Raw genomic sequence first — 16,353 nt, forward strand, 5'->3', positions numbered from 1 at the left:
GGGTCTAGCTCCTCTTCAGGGTGAGGTTGAGGGTGGCACCGTGGTGTCCGGCGGTGTCGGCGGTGATCCTGATGCCGCCGGTGGTGGGGGCGGCGCTCACGCCCGGGTCGGCGGAGACGACGGTCAGACCGCGCCGTGCCAGGTCCAGGACCACCGACGGGCGCAGCTGCGTCGGGTCGGACAGCGACACCTTCACCGTCTTTCCGTCCGGTCGTACGAGCACCGAGGCGGGGCCGTCCGACGTCAGGTCCTGCGCGGTGCCCGCGGTCCAGAAGTTCGCGGCGACCAGGCCGTCCGCGCAGCGGCGTACCGCGTGCACGGCGGTGGAGCGGGCGAGCGCCTTCACCGGAGGCGCGGACGACCACTGCTTCGTACGCTCGGCGGAGGCCGCCGGGGCCTGCAGCCAGAAGTAGCCGGCCCCGCTCGGTGCGGCGCCGTGGTCCTGCCACAGCGTCAGGTACGGGCGGGTGACCGGGGTGTCCGTGCCGTACTTGAGGTTGATCTCGCGCCAGGTGGCGGTGCGGTCCTCGCGCAGGCCGTGCAGCGTGGTGGGCTCGGGGAAGACGTAGCCGCCGGTCCCGGCGACATGCAGCCACCGCACCTCGTCGAGCCGGTCCGACCAGCCGGCGTCCGTGGGCGCTGCCGTGCCGTTGATGAGGAGGGCCGCCTTCGGGTCGCGGAGCTTGCGGTTCTCCACCACCGTCTCGGCCGTGCCCGCGTCCGAGGTGATGCCCGAGCCGACGCACGCGATCACGTCGTCCAGGCAGAACCAGCTCTTCAGCCCGCGCAGCGAACTTCCGTACGCGCGCAGCTCCATGCCGTACGCCCCGAGCGTCGTCCCCGGCAGCGTGGTGCCGCCGGCCCAGTCGGCCGTGCTGGTGGTGCGCTGACCCGCCGCGTCCGCGGGCCGTCCGGCGATGACGGTGGTGCCGGGCAGCCGGGTCGGGTCGACGGTCGGCCAGTAGTCCTCGCTGTAGTGCCCGAGGTCGTCGGTGTGGAGGAGGACCATGCCGTCGGAGAGGTGCCAGGCGTGCAGGTTCTCGTTCTGGATCGACTCGTAGTTGTAGATCCGGGACGAGTACGCGGAGATGCCGAGGGCGAAGGACGGCCGGTGGTGGGCGGCCTTGTCCATCCGGGGGTGCTGCTTGTGCGCCACCAGGGGACCGCGCGCGGGGACGGGGGAGGCGATGACCTGCCGGGCCGCGACGAGCGAGGCGAGGTCGGTGACGGCGAGGAAATCCCGGTAGGTGTCCTCGGCGATCCACTGCTTGACCAGGGCGGTGAACCGGTCGGCCGTCTCGCCGGGGAAGCTCGGGATCAGCCGTACCACCGCCTCGATGACGGTCTGTGCCGAGACGTGCCCCTGTTTGCTGGGGCGGGCGATCTCGCGCCCGCACACCGACGCCATCACGTCGCCGCGGACCAGCAGCGGGTCGAAACCCTCGTCGACCCAGGAACGGACGTTGTCGAGATCGGGGTCGGTGACCGTCCATGCCGTACCGGCGAGGAGGTTCAGCAGCCGGGAGAGGTTGTTCAGCAGCTCCTTGCCGTACCCGCCGTTGTACGGGTGCTTGTAGTGCTGGAGGAACGACCCGTCGGAGTAGAAGCCCTCGCCGGTGCCCTCCGCCGCCGCACTGACGTCGTTGAAGGCGAGGACACTGTTGGCACCCGAACCCTCGACGTCCGAAAGAGCGTCACGGACGCGTGCCAGATCGTCGCCGAGGCCGGTGAGAACGGCGTTGACGGCGACGACGGTGGAGATCCACACCCGGTTGGCGCCGGTGGCGATCTGCCGGTCGGCCCGCCAGAGGTTCGGGTCGGGCGTGTAGTGCCGTACGGCCGTGGTGATCCGGCCCAGCCGCTCCGTCCCGAGCACGTCGTACAGCAGCACGGCCGCGTCGTTGAGGGCGAGCGCGGAGCCGATCTCCCAGTCCCAGTCGTTGTCGAACCGGGTGTGGCCGGGGCCGTAGCGGTTCGTCAGCATCCAGTCGAGGCCGGCCAGCAGCAGATCGCGCAGCGCGGTGTCCCCGTAGTGAGGGGTGCCGGGCACGGCCCACGCGGTCGCGACCGTGGCGAGCCGCTTGAACGATGTCGTGACGTGGTTGGAGATCGCGGTGCTGGTCAGATCGGGGAACAGCCCGTCGGTACGGGTCGGGTCGAGGCCCTTCGCCGAGGTGGTGCCGGCCTTGCCGACCCTGGCCACGGCCGCGGCGATCTGCGGGTCCGTCAGGTCGAGACCCGGGCCGCCGGTGAGCAGAGTGTGCCAGCGGCTGCGCAGGGAGGCCGCGTCGTCGACGACGGCGTCCCCGGCCGCCGCGTGCGCGGTGGCCGCGGTGAGCGTGATCGGCAGGGCGGCGGCCGCGCCAAGCGCCGCCGCCCCGGCGAGAACGGTGCGCCGGGTGGTTCCCGGAGTGTCGGTGCCTGGGTTCATGACGCGGCCCTCACAGAAGGTGTCGGCGGTCGACGGTCGCGGCCAGCGCGGCATGACCGGCGGGGTCGGGGTGCAGTCCGTCGCCGCTGTCGTAGGCGGGCAGCATCCGCGACGGTTGTTCCGGATCGCGCAGGGCGGCGTCGAAGTCGGCCACGGAGTCGAAGACCCGGCCGGTCCGCACCGCCGCGTTGACGCGCTGTCGTACGGCTTCCAGCTCCGGAGTCCACCGTGTCCATCCGCCGAAGGGGGCGATGGTCGCGCCGACCACCCGCAGCCCGGCGTTGCGGGAGCGCAGCACCAGCTGCCGGTATCCGGCCAGGACACGCGCCGGGTCGGTCTGGCTCGGCGGCTGCTGGAGGTCGTTGACGCCGAGATGGACGAGTACGGTCCGCAGCCCCGGCAGGGAGAGCACATCGCGGTCGAAGCGCGCCTGCCCGCTCGGCCCGAACCGGGCGTCGTCCAGCAGTACCCGGTTGCCGCTGATGCCGAGATTGGCGACGGCCGAGCCGGGCAGCCGCCTGGCCAGTTGGTCGGGCCAGCGCAGATCGGCGTCGTCGGGTGTGCCGACGCCCTCCGCTATGGAATCTCCCAGCACCGCGACCACCGGGCCGTGCGCGCCCGTCACCTCGACCCCCGTCAGCAGGAACACCGAGGTGGTACGCACGCCGTCGACGGTGTGCGAGGCATGGGTGTTGCGGTGGAAGGACAGCGGCCCGGTGGGGCCGGGTAGCCGCGTCTCCACCGTCAGCCGTGCCGCCTCGGAGGTACGCAGTCCGGCGACGGGGTCGCTGGTCAGCGAGGCGCCTGCGGCGATCCATGCCTGCCGTCGCCCGTCGAACGTCACGGGCCGGCCGCCCGCCGTCACGGGGCCGATCAGGACCGGGACCGCGCCGAAGGCGTGCCCGTAGCGCAGCCGGACCGTTCCGCCCGCCGACAGCCGTACATGGGCGGTGAACGTACCGTCGGTCAGCCCGGCGCTCGCCACCGTGTCGGCGGAGGTCGGCGCGGTCTGCGCGGTCGCCCACGACGTCGTCCAGCGCGAAGGCCCCACGCCGCCGTTCGCGGGCCCGGCGGCCTGTGCCCCCGGCGCCGTCGCGGCGACCGCCGCCAGCCCGGCCGCCGCCGTCAGTACCCCGCGTCTCGCGGGTCCCCGCCCCCTCACTTGGGGCACGCACCCGTCGGGTCGTACGCGCTGCCGTAGGTGCCGACCGCGTCCCCGCCGGTGTTGCCGCTCATCGTGTTGGTGCACACGGGGCCCTGCGGGGTGCGCATGAACTTGATGCCGCCGCCCGCGTTACCGGTGATGGTGTTGCCGTAGACACTGGTGTCGATGCCGTCGGTCGCGGTGTCGCCGCCGAGCCGGATGCCCGATCCGACGTTGTCGTGAATGGTGTTGTAGCGGAAGATGTTGCCGCTGCCGCGCGCGTCGAGCCCGCCGGAGCTGGGGTCCTGCTGGCCGCTGCAGTCGTTGTACTCGACGTAGTTGTTGGTCGAGTTCTCCTTCACGTCGACGCACTCGTTGCCCTGCGTGGCGATGGTGTTGTGGTGGATGCGGTTGTTCTTGCTGACGTCGGGTGCGGCGTCCGGTGCGCCGTTGGCGCCCTGCTGCTCGGGGGCCGTGCCGAGGTAGATGCCCTCGCCGTTCTTGCCGCCGCCGCCGAACCTGAAGTCGTTGACGCCGCAGTTGGTGATGGTGTTCCCGGAGATGTCGGCGCCGGTCACCAGGTAGCGCACCCGCAGACACTCGTCGGCGGCGTTCTTCAGTATCATTCCGGTGATGCGCAGACCGCCCACACCGTTGCCGGGAGTCGTGCTCATGACATAGATGAGCTTGAGGCGGTACCCCGACACATCGGTGGAGGACCTGTGCAGCCCGTCGACGGTGAAACCGCTGAGCGTCGTCGAGTCGTGCCGCACCTGAATGATCCGCGCGTCGCCGGCCCCCTTCACCACGGCGTTCGACGGTCCGGTGATGGTGATCCCGGCGCGCTTGGTCACGACGTCCTGCTGGTACGTACCGGCGGCGAGGTGCACCACCGCACCCGTCGGCGCCAGATCGACCGCCCTCTGGATCGTGGCGAGCGGAGCGCCCGCCGACGTACCGGCGTTGGAGTCGCTGCCGGACGGCGACACGTAGTACGCGGTGGCGGCTTCGGCGGCGCCGGACACCGGAGGGAAGGCCAATGGGGCGCCGACGGCGAGCGCGGCGACGAGAGTGGTGCGTAGGACACGGCTCATGGGGTGTGCCTCCTGGGGTCTGCGAAGGACAGAGCGAGCAGTACGGGGATGCTGGGGCCGAGGAGCAGGGGACCCAGCGGTACGACGAGAGAGAGCAGCGCGGCGGAGATCACCGCGCCGAGCAGTGCGGTGCCACGGGCCGCGGATCCGAAGCCGAGGGCCAGCGCACCGCGCGACCAGGTGCGGACCGTCCTGTGCGGCGACCGGCCCGCCTCGGCCGCGAGCGCCACATGATGGATGACCAGAGCGGCCGCGATGCCCACCTGCGCGGCGAGCAGCACGAATGTCCACGGCTCCGAACGGCCCAGCAGATGGACGATGTTGGCGGTCAGGACGATCCCCGCCGCGGTGGACGCCAGGGAATGCCGCCACAGGGCCCGCCAGTACTGCGGGAAGGCGCTGAACGCGTTGGTGAAGCAACGGCTGTCACCCTCCGCCCGCCACCGCTGCAGGGCGTGCCCCATCGCGGCGAGCGCGGGCAGCCAGGTCACGAAGCCGAGCGACAGCACGGCGAACGCGGCTCCGGCGGCGGCCGGATAGGCCACGAACTCCAGCCGCCGCAGCAGCGTCGGCCGGCCCGACGAGAGGGTTGCCTGCATGATCAGCCGACCTTTCCTGTGTACGGCTCCGGGACATCGAGCAGCACCCGGCCGTCCAGCTCCAGCCGGGTGGCCGCCACCACATACGGGCCGTCGCCGCCGAGCAGCACCGCCGCCGCGTCGGCCGAGACGGCGGCGGTACGGATGCGACGGGCGACGGGGGAGAGGAGCACGGCCTCCTCGCCGAAGGCCACGCCCTGGCCCTGCGCACACACGATCCCTTCCGCCGCGGCCGGTTCGGCACCCGGGACGATCGCCGTGAGGAAGAGACCGTGCGAAGAGCGCGGGGTCGTCGCACGCAGCGTGTGCAGCGTGCGGGTGAGGCGCAGCTCGGGCGTGCTTGACGTCGGATTGGCCTCGACCTCCGTGGCCTCGGAGACGACCGAGGCGTGGAGCGGCGCGAACTGCCGCACCAGTGCCGAGGCCGCCCCGGACCGGATCAGCCGGCTGCCGTCGGGCTGCGGCTCGGTCGGCCGGTCGGTCTGGAGCAGGAACGTCCACTCCCGTTCCGTGTCCGCCTCCACCAGGTCCAGCAGCACGAGCCGCCCCGACGGGGTGAACACCAGCGTCCGGTCCAGCCGCCGCACCCCGAGCCCGGGGTCGTACATCGCGGCGATCTCCGCCGTGGCATGCGCCCAGCCGCAGCCGGGGGAGACGAGCACATCGCGCTGCCGGGCCTGCCGCTCGTACGGAATGTCCTTGTAGACGTGGTAGCGGTCCTCATCCGCGTACCCCTGTCCGTCCACCAGTAGCAGATTGTGGTGCGCGGCGCGCTTGCGGTTGCTGTAGCCCTCGTCGACTGCGAGGAACGCACCCTGCGAGACCAGGACGAACGAGCCCGAATCGGGGTGGTGATGCCCCTGGTCGAGAGTCTCCCAGCCGCGCTCGGCCCGGTGCTTCGCCGATGTCTCCCACGCCTTGTGGCCGCCGCCGGGGCTCGCCTTGAACGAGACGAGCGTGGCGTCGTCGTCCCATCCGGTACGTGCCGCCAGCAGTCCGAGATCCGGGAAGAACGCCCTGGTCTCCGTGGGCCGGGCGCTCGGCACGGACGGGTCGTACCAGAGGTGTTCGAGATACGCCTCCGGAAGGATTCCCGGCCGCACCCCGCTCTCCGCGGCCTCCTGCCACAGCAGTTCACCCGAGGCGAGATCACCCATCCACTGGGCCTGAGGGATGCCGTACTGGGAGGCGAGACGGTAGTAGAGGGCGGCACTGTGCCCGCTGCGCCGGTCGTGGCAGTCGCCGTGGTCGACGTTGAACGCGAAGCCGGGCGCCAGCTGATGCAGCCGGTAGCGGAACGTGCGGGAGAGGAATCCGCCCCGGCCCCACCAGTCGATGCCCTCCGCCTCCTGGAGGAGATCCAGATGGATGGCGAGGAAGGGGACGCCGTAGCGCCAGTACACGACACCTTCGGCGTGCGAACCGTCCTCGGGCATCAGGTCGAGGACCGTGCCGAGATTGTCCTTGGCGCGCTCGGTCCACTCCTCCTTGCCCAGCACGTAGCCGGCCGTGGCCAGACCCGCGTAACAGATCCAGTTGTGGTTCTGCCAGTACGAGGACGACCACCAGCCGCCCTCGCTCGCCACCGCGTACTCGTACATCCGCCGCCCCTGGAGCAGCAGCTTGTACCGCAGCAGCGCCCGCACCCCGTCCGGCAGCGCGTCGCCGATCCACCGGTAGGCGAGCGACAGATGGTGCAGCAGCCAGCCGGCGTCCAGGTCGTGGTCCGGCATATGGGCCTTGCCCCAGTGCGGCAGCCGCACCGCGGCCTCGATCCACCGCCGGCTCTCCGCCAGATGGGCCGGATCCCCGCCGATCCGGTGCGCCAGCGCCGGGTTGGAGGCGGCGGGGCCCAGCCAGGTGATGCTGGCCAGGGGGTGTGTACGGGGCGGGGTCAGCCCGCGGTGACGGGCGGCCTCCTCGTACAGCCGCGCCTCCTGCGCGGGGCGCGGGCCGGGCGGCGGGGTCGCCGAGAGCAACAAGGGTCAGTTCTCCGTCCGGAATCGTGCGGTGCCGCCGTCGGCCAGCGCGACCGTCAGGACCCCGTCACCGTCGATCTGTACGTCGGTCACGGCGGGGCCCGCCGAGGCCGCCTGGTACACCGAGGCGAAGGTGATCCGGTCCGACTCCGCGGTGAAGTCGACCCGGGTACGCGCGCGCTGCGGATCGTCGGCCGGACCCGGGCCGGGCCGCGTGACCGGGCGCACGGTCCGGCCCGGCGTGTGGGTGTGCCAGCCGTGCAGGGTCTCGTCGCCGTACCAGGTGGTGCGCACCGGGCCCGAGGCCTGGAGCTGGATGTCCACCGCGACGCCGGGACGCAGCTGCGCGGTCAGCCGCCGCGCGTCGTCGGCGCTCACAGTCAGCAGATCGACCAGACAGCCGTCGCCGAGCGCGACCCGCCGGACCGCACGGACACCCTCGTACGCCGTGGTCACCTCGGCGGTGACGGAAGAATCGTCCGATCCGAGCAACCGCCCGGTGCACTCGGCCTGTTCGGTGCCGTCCACCCGGAAGGCGGGGTGTGCCTCCGTGGATGCGTACAGATCGCGGAACTCGGCGTGCGCGTAGGGAACTTGACCGGGGTCGGGCTGCCACGGCGTGGTGTCCCCGTACAGGTAGAGCGAGAGCTTGTCGCGGTGGCCGTGCGAGCCGCCGTGCGGACCGAAGTCCAGCAGGGCGTGGACGCCCGCGTGGCGCAGCACCGCGTATCCGGCCGTCGGGAACACGCTGACCGGGCCGGGTGCCGGACGCTTCGGCAGCGGCGGTCCGGCGAACCAGCCGCCCAGTTCGCCGTCGAGCCCGTCGTCGTGCGCGCCGAGCTCGTCGCGAGCCCGCCCGGCCACCGCGTCCAGGGCCGGAGAAGGAATCAACTGCTGTGCCAGCGCTACGAGTTCAAGCCACTCCAGGGCGAGCGGGGCGCGCAGATACGGGCCGTCGTGCAGCGCCGGCAGGATGCCGCCCGGCGTCGCGATCGTCGCCAGTATGTCGAGCATCCCGGCCAGCACGTCCACCACGTCGGACGGCACGGCCGCGGGGTCGGTGCCGCGCAGCGCGAGCAGCGCGGCGCGCAGCACGAACCCGTGGTAGTAGGTGCTGCCCTCCCACTCCCAGCCGTCCTCGGCGACGGCCACCCGCAGATGCGCGTACAGCCCGTGCCCGCCCTCCAGCCAGCGTTCGGCGCCGTCCCACTCCAGGCCACGGGCCGCGGCGGCGCCCCGGCTCGCCGCCACTCCGGCGGCGTTGAGCCACGCGGTGTAGTTGGAGGCGAGATCCCCCTGGCCGGTCAGCACGTCCCGGGCATCGAGCGCCGCCCGTTCCAGCTCGTCCAGGAGCGGCAGCACCGCCGCCAGATCATCGGTGGAGTCCTCGGCGAGCGTGATCACGGTGTGCCCGATGGTGACGGCCCAGATCGCATCGGTCAGCGCCTGGTGGAAGAGGCGGCCGCGCAGCATCCAGGACTGTGCCTCGCCATGCCGCTCGGTGGCCAGCTCCGAGTACAGACCGGCGTACTCCGCGAGCCGCTCCACCGCCTCAGCGCGCTCGCCCCGGTGGGCGAGCACCCGGAGGTGTCGCGCCCACGCCTGGTGCGACAGCACCAGCCAGGCACCGCGCACCGCCTCGTCGTCCACCCGGCAGCCGTACGCGCAGCGCGCACCGCCGACCGGGAACACCCCGGCGAGCAGATCGCCGTGGTCGAGCTCCACGCCGTGCGCCGGGCAGACGAACGCGTGCCACCAGCCGCCCCGCTCCCGGGGAATCCGCCTCAACGCGGCCACACGCCACCGTCGATGTCCACCGTGGTGGCGGTGAGGAAGCCCGACGACGGCGACGCCAGATGCACGACCGCCGCGGCGACATCCTCGGGGGTGCCGGCCCGGCCGACCGGGATGCCCGCCTCCATCGCCTGCTGCGCCTCGGGAGCCGTGAACGTGTCGTGGAAGGCGGTGCCCTTGATGAAGCCGGGCGCCACGGTGTTGACGGTGATGCCGGTGGAGCCGAGCTCCTTGGCCAGGCCCTTGGTGAAACCGCGGACACCGGCCTTGGCCGCCGCGTAGGCGACCGAACCGGGGCCGCCGCCGTTGTGCGCGGCCAGCGAGGACATGGTGATGATGCGCCCGGCCGACGACTTCGTCAGATGCGGCAGCGCGGCCCGCACGGTACGGAACGTCGACGTCAGATTGGTGGAGAGCACCCGCTCGAAGTGGTCGTCGGACATCTCGGCGATCGTCGCTCGTCCGATCAGATGTCCCGCGTTGCAGACCAGGACGTCCAGACCGCCGAGGAAGCCGGTCGCCTCCTCGACGAGCCGGTCCACATCGCCGGTCACGGTGACATCGGCCCGGAACGCCTTCGCCCTGCGGCCCAGCGCCTCGATCGCGGAGACCGTCTTCCCGGCCTCGTCGGGGGAGGAGTGGTAGTGGACGGCGACATCGGCACCGGCCTCGGCAAGGGCGACGGCGATGGCGCGGCCGATTCCGTGGCCCGCCCCGGTCACCAGCGCGCGGGAACCGTTGAGATCAGCAGACATGAAGTGAAAACCTTTCGATGGCCGGTCGCGTGGACCGGAACCGGTCACTTGAGACCGGCGGTTGCGAAGCCCTGCACGAAATAGCGCTGGCCGAAGAGGAAGAGCACGACCATGGGAAGGGTGGCCAGCGTGGTGCCGGCCATCAGGAAGTGCCACTGGGGGCCGTTCTCCGTCTGGAAGACGGAGAGCCCGACCTGGATCACCCGCAGGCTGTCCGTACGGGTCACGAGCAGCGGCCAGAGGAAGTTGTTCCACGACGACTCGAAGGTCAGCAGCGCCACGGTGGTCAGCGCGGGCTTGACCTGCGGCGTCATGATCCGGGCATAGATCCGGAACTCACCCAGGCCGTCCAGCCTGGCCGCCTCCTCCAGCTCCACCGGAAGGTCCAGATAGAACTGACGGAAGAGGAAGACCGCGAACGGGGTGACGGCGCCGGGGACGATGAGCGCCCACCAGGAGTCCAGCCAGCCGCTGCCGCCCTGGCCGAAGAGGTCGTTCCCGCCGGCCAGCGGCATGAAGCGGACGATCAGGAACTCGGGCAGAACCTTGGTGTACGTCGGGATCATCAGCGCGGCGATGAAGAGATAGAAGATGACCTCGCTGCCCCGGAATCTGATCCGCGCCAGCGCGTACCCGGCCATCGACGCCACCACCACGTTGAGCACGGTGTGACTGGACGCGATGATGAAGCTGTTGCGCGCGTACGTCGCGAACGGCGCAGCCCTGAGCGCGTCGAGATAGTTTCCGAACTCCCAGTGCTCCGGCAGCAGTCCGGCGTCCTGGGAGGCGATCTCCACCGGGGTCTTGAGCGAGGTGAGCACCATCCAGACGAACGGCACCACCATCAGCAGCGAGACGACGGTGAGCGTCAGATAGAGCGCGATCCGGCCGGCGGAGAGCGGCCTGCCGTTCCTCCGGATCCGGGACTTCCCCGCAACTTTTGGCCTGTGCAGCTCAGTTGTGGCCACGGGTGCCTCCCATGATCCGCCGGTTGACCAGGGTGAAGCCCATCAGCAGCACGAACAGCACCAGTGACTGCGCGCAGGCGTAGCCCACGCGGAACTCCCGGAAGGCGGACTTGTAGATCTCGTACGTCATCATCGTGGTGCTGTTGGCCGGGCCGCCGTCGGTCAGGATGTAGATCTGGTCGAAGGACTGGAACGCGCTGATCATCGACGTGATGAGCACGAAGAACGTCGCGGGCTTCAGCAACGGCAGGGTGATCGAGAAGAACTGCCGCACCTTGGACGCTCCGTCCACCGAAGCGGCCTCGTACAGCTCCTTCGGCAGGGACTGGAGCGCCGCCAGGTAGATGAGCATCTTCATGCCGATGCCCTGCCAGATGCCGACCAGGATCACCGACGGCATCGCCCACGAGGTCGACGACAGCCAGGCCGGTCCGTCGATCCCGAGGAACGACAGGAGCGTGTTCAGCAGCCCGTTGCCCGGGTTGTAGATCCACAGCCAGACCAGTGCGATCGCGACGGTCGCCGTCACCTGCGGCAGGAAGACCGCGGTACGGAAGATCCCCCGCGCCTTCAGTCCGGTGTGCAGGGCCAGGGCCACGAGCAGCCCCAGCATCATGCCGACCGGCACGGTGAAGAAGGTGTAGACGACGGTGTTGACGATGGACTTGCGGAAGACCGCGTCGTCCATCATGTCCCGGAAGTTGTCCAGGCCCACGAACTGCGGCGCCGTCAGCACGTCGTACTTCGTGAAGGCCAGAACGACCGACGCGACGACCGGCAGCCCGATCCAGAGCGAGGCGTGGAGCAATGCGGGCGCCACCATGAGCATGCCGGCGCGTTGCCTGCGGCGCCCCGGTCCCGCCGGCGTGCGGCCTCCGGTGCGCTTCTTCGCGACCGTGTGGCCGGTCATGGAGGGGGGCCGGGTCGGCCGCGCCTTCAATACGGATGTAGTTCCCACAGTGACGGGTCCTTACATCCGGCCGCTGGCGGCCTCGGCGAGCCGGCCGAGTTCCGCGATCGCGTCCTTCGCCGACTGGGTGCCCACGATGGCGGGCTCCAGCGTGGGCTTGATCTTTTCGCGGATCTCCATCCAGGCGGCGGTGCCGCCCTCGGAGCATGCGTCGCCCATGCTCCGCAGGGAGAGATCGACGAACTGGTTCTCCTTCACATAGTCGGTGTCGCTGAGATCCTTCAGCCCGGGCACCGAACCGCGCTGCTCGGCCGCCCCGAGGATGGACTCGGGCGTCGCGAGGTACTCGACGAGCGCACGGGCCGCCGCCGGGTGCTTGGAACTGGCGGACTGGGTGACCAGCGTGCCGCCCTGGAGCATCGCGGGCTTGCGGTTGGCGAGGATGAACGCACCGAGCTTGTCGTCCTTCAGCAGATCCGGGGACTGGTCCCCGACCTGCTTCCACAGGGCGCTGGTGGTCATCATCATCGACGCCTTGCCGGTCTGCACGTTGGTCGGGGCGCCCGTGTCCGTCTTCTTGGCATAGTCGGCGGAGCCGTCCTTGATGAGGTCCTTGAAGAACTGCAAGGCCTCGACCCCGCGAGCGTCGGTGAACAGCACCTTCTTGCCGTCCGCACTGAACAGCTGGCCGCCGTTGGCGAAGAGGAAGGTCTCCCAGCACTGACGCAGATCGATCGAGAACGGGTCGAACCCGATCCGGCCGTCCTTGGTGAGCTGCTTGGCCACGGCGCGCAGTTCGGCCCAGTTCGCCGGGGTCTTCTTGATGCCGGCCTCGGCGAAGTGGTCCTTGCGGTAGACGACGATGCGGGTGTCGAGGACGACCGGCAGCGCGTACAGCTTGCCGTCGTACCGGGACGGCTCCAGGACCCGCTTCTCGTAGTCGTGCGCGGTGGCGAACTTCTCGGGCAGCTCGGCGATGGCCTTCTTCGCCGCGAACGGCGGGATCCAGCCCACCCCCATCATCAGCACGTCGGGCAGCAGACCGCCCGCGAGACCCGTGGTGATCTTCTCGTTGAGGTGTGTGTACGTGGTGTAGTCCACGTTCACCTTGACGTCCGGGTACTTCTTCCGGAACCCGCCCAGGATCTCCTTCTCCAACAGCGCCTTGCCGTCGGCACCTTCGAAGATCGGGGTGAGCAGCGTGATCTCGCCTTCGGCGGGGCCGTCGGCGGAGCCGGCCGCCGAAGTGCCGGTGCCGCATCCACCGAGAGCGGCGACAGCGGTACCGGCACCGATGGCAGCGAGCAGCGACCGTCTTTTGAGTTCCATGGGACACCCCTTTTGAGGTGGAGACTGTGGATCGATCCAGCGATGACAACCCGGCCATGGCTGGGAAGCGCTGGTAAATCGATGCAGTGATGCTAGGAACGTCATGAGAGGGACGTCAACAGCTGATGCACATGAATTTTCAGGTCTGTTAACGGGTGTACCGGTGAACCGAGTTAAGTAAATCGATACACTGATAGGGTCAGTTGCGTTCCGAACCGGAGGTGGCATGAGCGGGGTAACGATCCATCAGGTCGCGGAGGCCGCGGGGGTCTCCGCGAGCACGGTCTCCAACGTCCTCAACGGGCGTACGGACCGTATGCAGGCGGCCACGCTGGCCCGCGTGGAGCAGGTGATCGAGCAGCTCGGCTACCGGCCCAACCGCGCGGCCCGGATGCTGCGCACGGGCCGCATCAAGGTCATCGGTCTCATCGTGCCGTCCGTCGCCAACCCCTTCTGGGGGGCTCTCGCCCGCGAGCTGGAGGCCATCGCGCTCGCCGAGGGCTATCACGTACTGCTCTGCAACAGCGAGCGTGATCCGGCCCGAGAGCTGAAGTACGGGGAGGAGCTGCTCGCCGACGGGGTCAGCGGAGTGGTGCTCTGCTCCTCGCTCCCCTCGCTCGACCATGTGACACCGTTGCTCAGCCGCGGCCTGAAGATGGTCGCCTTCGACCGCACCGCGCAGGCCGGTGATCCGCCGTCACTGGCCTCCATCAGTGTCGACAACGCGATGGGGGCCGAACTCGCCACCCGCCACCTGATCGAACTCGGACACCGCCGGCTGGCGTTCGTCTCCGGCTCGGTCAACAGCGTGAACCGCCGCGAGCGCCTGCGCGGCTTCCGGGCCGCTCTGGAGTCGGCCGGTCTCGATCCGGCCGACGCGATCGTCTGGCCCGGCGCCGACACCGCCGAGTTCGGTGACAAGAACGCCGCCGACCTGGGGCGGAACGCGGCCAGGGAACTCCTCGGCGGATCGCGCCCGCCCACCGCGTTCGTCGCCATCAACGACATGTGCGCGATCGGGATCTGCCGGGGTGCCAAGGACGCCGGACGCAGCGCGGGGCAGGACGTCTCCGTGGTCGGCTTCGACGACATCCTCCTCGCCGACCTCTTCGAACCGCCGCTGACGACGGTCCGCCAGCCGCTGCCGGAGATGGCCGCGGAGACGTTTCAGCAGCTGCGGGCGCGGATCGACTCGGCTCCGGTGGCGGGGCGGTCGCTGCTGATCCGGCCGAGGCTGGTCGTACGGGAGTCGACGGCCCCGGCGCCGGTTGACGGACCCGTCCTGATCCCGGGGCCGGGGCGAGCCGGGCGGCGGACGGCGGGCCGGTCGGAGCAGGACACCGCTCCTCAGGTTCCGGCGCGGCCGCGGCGCGATGCCGACATGCCGTGAACGGGGCGCCGTGGGCGGCCCCGGTGCCGCGGTCGGTGCTCAGGGGTGGGCGAGTTCGAGTACCACGATGCCGGCGAGGACGGCCGCGCCGGCGGTGAGGCGCAGGCGGCCGAAGCGTTCGCGGAACAGGAGTGTGGCGATCAGCGCCGCGATGAGGATGCTCGTCTCGCGCAGGGCGGCGAGGGTCGCGAGGTCGCCTTGGGCCTGTGCCCAGATGACGAGGCCGTAGGCGAGCAGGGAGATGGCGCCGCCCGTCAGGCCGATTCCGCGGACGGGCTTGAGCTGCGCGAACAGGGGGCGGCCGCGTCGGGCGAGGGCCAGCAGCGGCAGGACCGGGCCCTGGCACAGGAAGAGCCAGGCGATGTAGCCGATGACGGTCTGGGAGCGGTGGACGCCCGTGCCGTCGATCACGGTGTAGCAGGCGATGACGGCCCCGGTGGCCACCGCCGCGGCCAGCGCGGGCAGTTGGGCGCGTCGCGGCCACCCGTCCGCGAAGGCCAGGCCTGCCAGGCCGGTCGAGATCACCAGAACACCCGCCAGTTCGGCGGCCGCGAGCGGCCGGCCCAGCAGGGTCACGGAGGCGACGGCCACGAGCAGCGGAGCGGTGCCTCGGGCCAGGGGGTACATCTGGCCGAAGTCCCCGAGCTGGTAGGCGCGCAGGAGGAAGAGCTGGGAGAGCACTTCCAGTGCGGCGGAGGCCAGGATGAACGGCCAGGCCCCGGCCTCGGGCAGCGGTGTGAAGCACACCATGACGGCCGCGCAGCCGGTGTACGCGAGGTTGATGAGGGTGAAGCCGACGAGCTTGTCGGTGATGCGGTGGGCCATGGCATTCCACAGGGCGTGCAGAACGGCGGCACCGAGCACGGCCGCGGGCACGGCCGCGCCGGCGGAAAGGGGCGAGGGCATGGCGAAGGAGCTCCAGGCGTCGATGGCTGTCTGGAATGAAATTCCGCGCTACTCTAATCACATGGAACAGAATTCCACCGATGGGTACCGGCTCGGCGCACACGTGCGGGCCAAGCTGCCGGAGCTCCGCGAGACCGAGGCCCGCGTCGCGCAGGTGATCCTCGAACAGGGGGCCGGCCTCGTCCGGCTCAGCGTCAGCGACGTCGCCGCCCTGGCCGGTACGGCGCCGTCATCCGTCGTCCGCGCCTGCCAGCGCCTCGGCTTCCGCGGCTACCAGGAACTGAAGATCGCGGCAGCGCGCCAGAGCCCCACCCGCGCACCGGCACCGGAGTCCCACGACGACCCGGCGGCGGGGGCTCTGGCGGACGCGATCCATGCCTCCCGCGAAGCCCTCGACGATCTCACCACCACGCTCACCGCCGACCGGCTGCTCGCCGCCGCCTCGGCCCTGAACGCGGCGCCCCGCGTCGTGGTCGCGGCAGCGGGCCTCTCCGCCGCCGTGGCCACCGACGCCGCCTATCGCCTGCGCGCCCTCGGATGCGTCGTCGACGCACCCGTCGACTCCCTCACCGCTCAACTCGCCGCCGCCCAGCTCCCGCCGGGCGCGGTGTGCCTCGCCATCAGCCATACCGGTGCCACCCGCAGCACGGTGGACACCGCGCGCCGAGCCCGCCGTGCCGGCGCCGAGGTGATCGGCCTGACCAGCTATGCGCAGTCACCCCTGAGCGAGACGAGCACCCACACCCTCGTCGCCGGAGGGCAGGACCTCGTCTTCGGCCTGGAAACCACCGCCAGCCGTATCGCGCACCTCGTCGCCGTCGACGCCCTCGCCCAGACCCTTCTCACCCTTCGTGCCGGCGCGGCGGAACAGACCCTCCACCTCTCCGCCGACGTCACCGCCGACCACTCCTACTGAACCGGCCGACGCCCATGCCCGCCCGTCGGGCGCCCGCGCGAACGCTGAGAGCCTGTCGGGTGGCCGGTTGATTACGCTGCGATGTAGTCCTCGACGGTGTTGGCTCGTGCGGTCTTGCGGTGGGATTCATGGCTCCAC

At 70.7% G+C, this 16,353-nt stretch carries 13 protein-coding genes; 2 read left to right on the forward strand and 11 right to left on the reverse strand.

Features of this window, described 5'->3' with window-relative positions; all coding sequences use genetic code 11:
• Nucleotides 1-4: 4 nt before the first annotated feature.
• Genes ABZ826_RS34265 through ABZ826_RS34310 form a run of 10 tightly spaced genes read right to left on the reverse strand, consistent with a single transcriptional unit; the run spans nucleotide 5 to nucleotide 13,003 of the window.
• Nucleotides 5-2,431 carry a polysaccharide lyase 8 family protein gene (locus ABZ826_RS34265; RefSeq protein ID WP_361457392.1) on the reverse strand — a complete coding sequence of 809 codons (2,427 nt, stop codon included), beginning with the start codon at nucleotides 2,429-2,431 and terminating at the stop codon, nucleotides 5-7.
• Nucleotides 2,432-2,441: 10 nt separating this feature from the next.
• Nucleotides 2,442-3,593, reverse strand: coding sequence for an SGNH/GDSL hydrolase family protein (locus ABZ826_RS34270; RefSeq protein ID WP_361457395.1), 1,152 nt, complete (start codon nucleotides 3,591-3,593; stop codon nucleotides 2,442-2,444).
• Entirely contained in the window at nucleotides 3,590-4,669 is a 1,080-nt protein-coding gene (locus ABZ826_RS34275) for a right-handed parallel beta-helix repeat-containing protein (protein WP_361457398.1), read from the reverse strand. The genes ABZ826_RS34270 and ABZ826_RS34275 overlap by 4 nt, the downstream gene beginning before the upstream one ends.
• Nucleotides 4,666-5,268 carry a hypothetical protein gene (locus tag ABZ826_RS34280; protein WP_361457401.1) on the reverse strand — a complete coding sequence of 201 codons (603 nt, stop codon included), beginning with the start codon at nucleotides 5,266-5,268 and terminating at the stop codon, nucleotides 4,666-4,668. Before ABZ826_RS34280 ends, ABZ826_RS34275 begins: the two co-directional genes overlap by 4 nt.
• Before the next feature lie 2 nt (nucleotides 5,269-5,270).
• The gene (locus ABZ826_RS34285; protein ID WP_361457404.1) at nucleotides 5,271-7,250 is read right to left on the reverse strand and encodes a hypothetical protein; all 1,980 of its coding nucleotides are present in this window, start codon (nucleotides 7,248-7,250) and stop codon (nucleotides 5,271-5,273) included.
• A gap of 3 nt (nucleotides 7,251-7,253) precedes the next feature.
• A complete protein-coding gene (locus ABZ826_RS34290) occupies nucleotides 7,254-9,044 on the reverse strand; it encodes a heparinase II/III family protein (protein WP_361457407.1) in 1,791 nt (596 codons plus the stop codon).
• A complete protein-coding gene (locus ABZ826_RS34295; RefSeq protein WP_361457410.1) occupies nucleotides 9,032-9,796 on the reverse strand; it encodes an SDR family oxidoreductase in 765 nt (254 codons plus the stop codon). Before ABZ826_RS34295 ends, ABZ826_RS34290 begins: the two co-directional genes overlap by 13 nt.
• A gap of 44 nt (nucleotides 9,797-9,840) precedes the next feature.
• Nucleotides 9,841-10,764, reverse strand: coding sequence for a carbohydrate ABC transporter permease (locus ABZ826_RS34300; RefSeq protein WP_361457413.1), 924 nt, complete (start codon nucleotides 10,762-10,764; stop codon nucleotides 9,841-9,843).
• Nucleotides 10,751-11,674 (reverse strand): sugar ABC transporter permease, encoded by a 924-nt coding sequence (locus ABZ826_RS34305; RefSeq protein ID WP_361457416.1) that lies wholly within the window; start codon nucleotides 11,672-11,674, stop codon nucleotides 10,751-10,753. The genes ABZ826_RS34300 and ABZ826_RS34305 overlap by 14 nt, the downstream gene beginning before the upstream one ends.
• A gap of 60 nt (nucleotides 11,675-11,734) precedes the next feature.
• A complete protein-coding gene (locus ABZ826_RS34310; RefSeq protein WP_361457419.1) occupies nucleotides 11,735-13,003 on the reverse strand; it encodes an ABC transporter substrate-binding protein in 1,269 nt (422 codons plus the stop codon).
• A gap of 226 nt (nucleotides 13,004-13,229) precedes the next feature.
• On the opposite strand from ABZ826_RS34310, the gene ABZ826_RS34315 reads away from it, so the two are divergent.
• Complete coding sequence (locus ABZ826_RS34315) at nucleotides 13,230-14,393, forward strand: LacI family DNA-binding transcriptional regulator (protein ID WP_361457422.1); 1,164 nt, start codon at nucleotides 13,230-13,232, stop codon at nucleotides 14,391-14,393.
• Nucleotides 14,394-14,432: 39 nt separating this feature from the next.
• Here ABZ826_RS34315 and ABZ826_RS34320 read toward each other — a convergent pair whose 3' ends face one another.
• The gene (locus ABZ826_RS34320) at nucleotides 14,433-15,299 is read right to left on the reverse strand and encodes an EamA family transporter (protein ID WP_361457425.1); all 867 of its coding nucleotides are present in this window, start codon (nucleotides 15,297-15,299) and stop codon (nucleotides 14,433-14,435) included.
• Nucleotides 15,300-15,360: 61 nt separating this feature from the next.
• Here ABZ826_RS34320 and ABZ826_RS34325 point away from each other — a divergent pair, with 61 nt between their 5' ends.
• Entirely contained in the window at nucleotides 15,361-16,215 is an 855-nt protein-coding gene (locus ABZ826_RS34325) for a MurR/RpiR family transcriptional regulator (protein ID WP_361457428.1), read from the forward strand.
• Nucleotides 16,216-16,353: the final 138 nt, after the last annotated feature.

This window comes from Streptomyces sp. NPDC047515, assembly GCF_040643055.1.
Classification (GTDB): Bacteria; Actinomycetota; Actinomycetes; order Streptomycetales; family Streptomycetaceae; genus Streptomyces.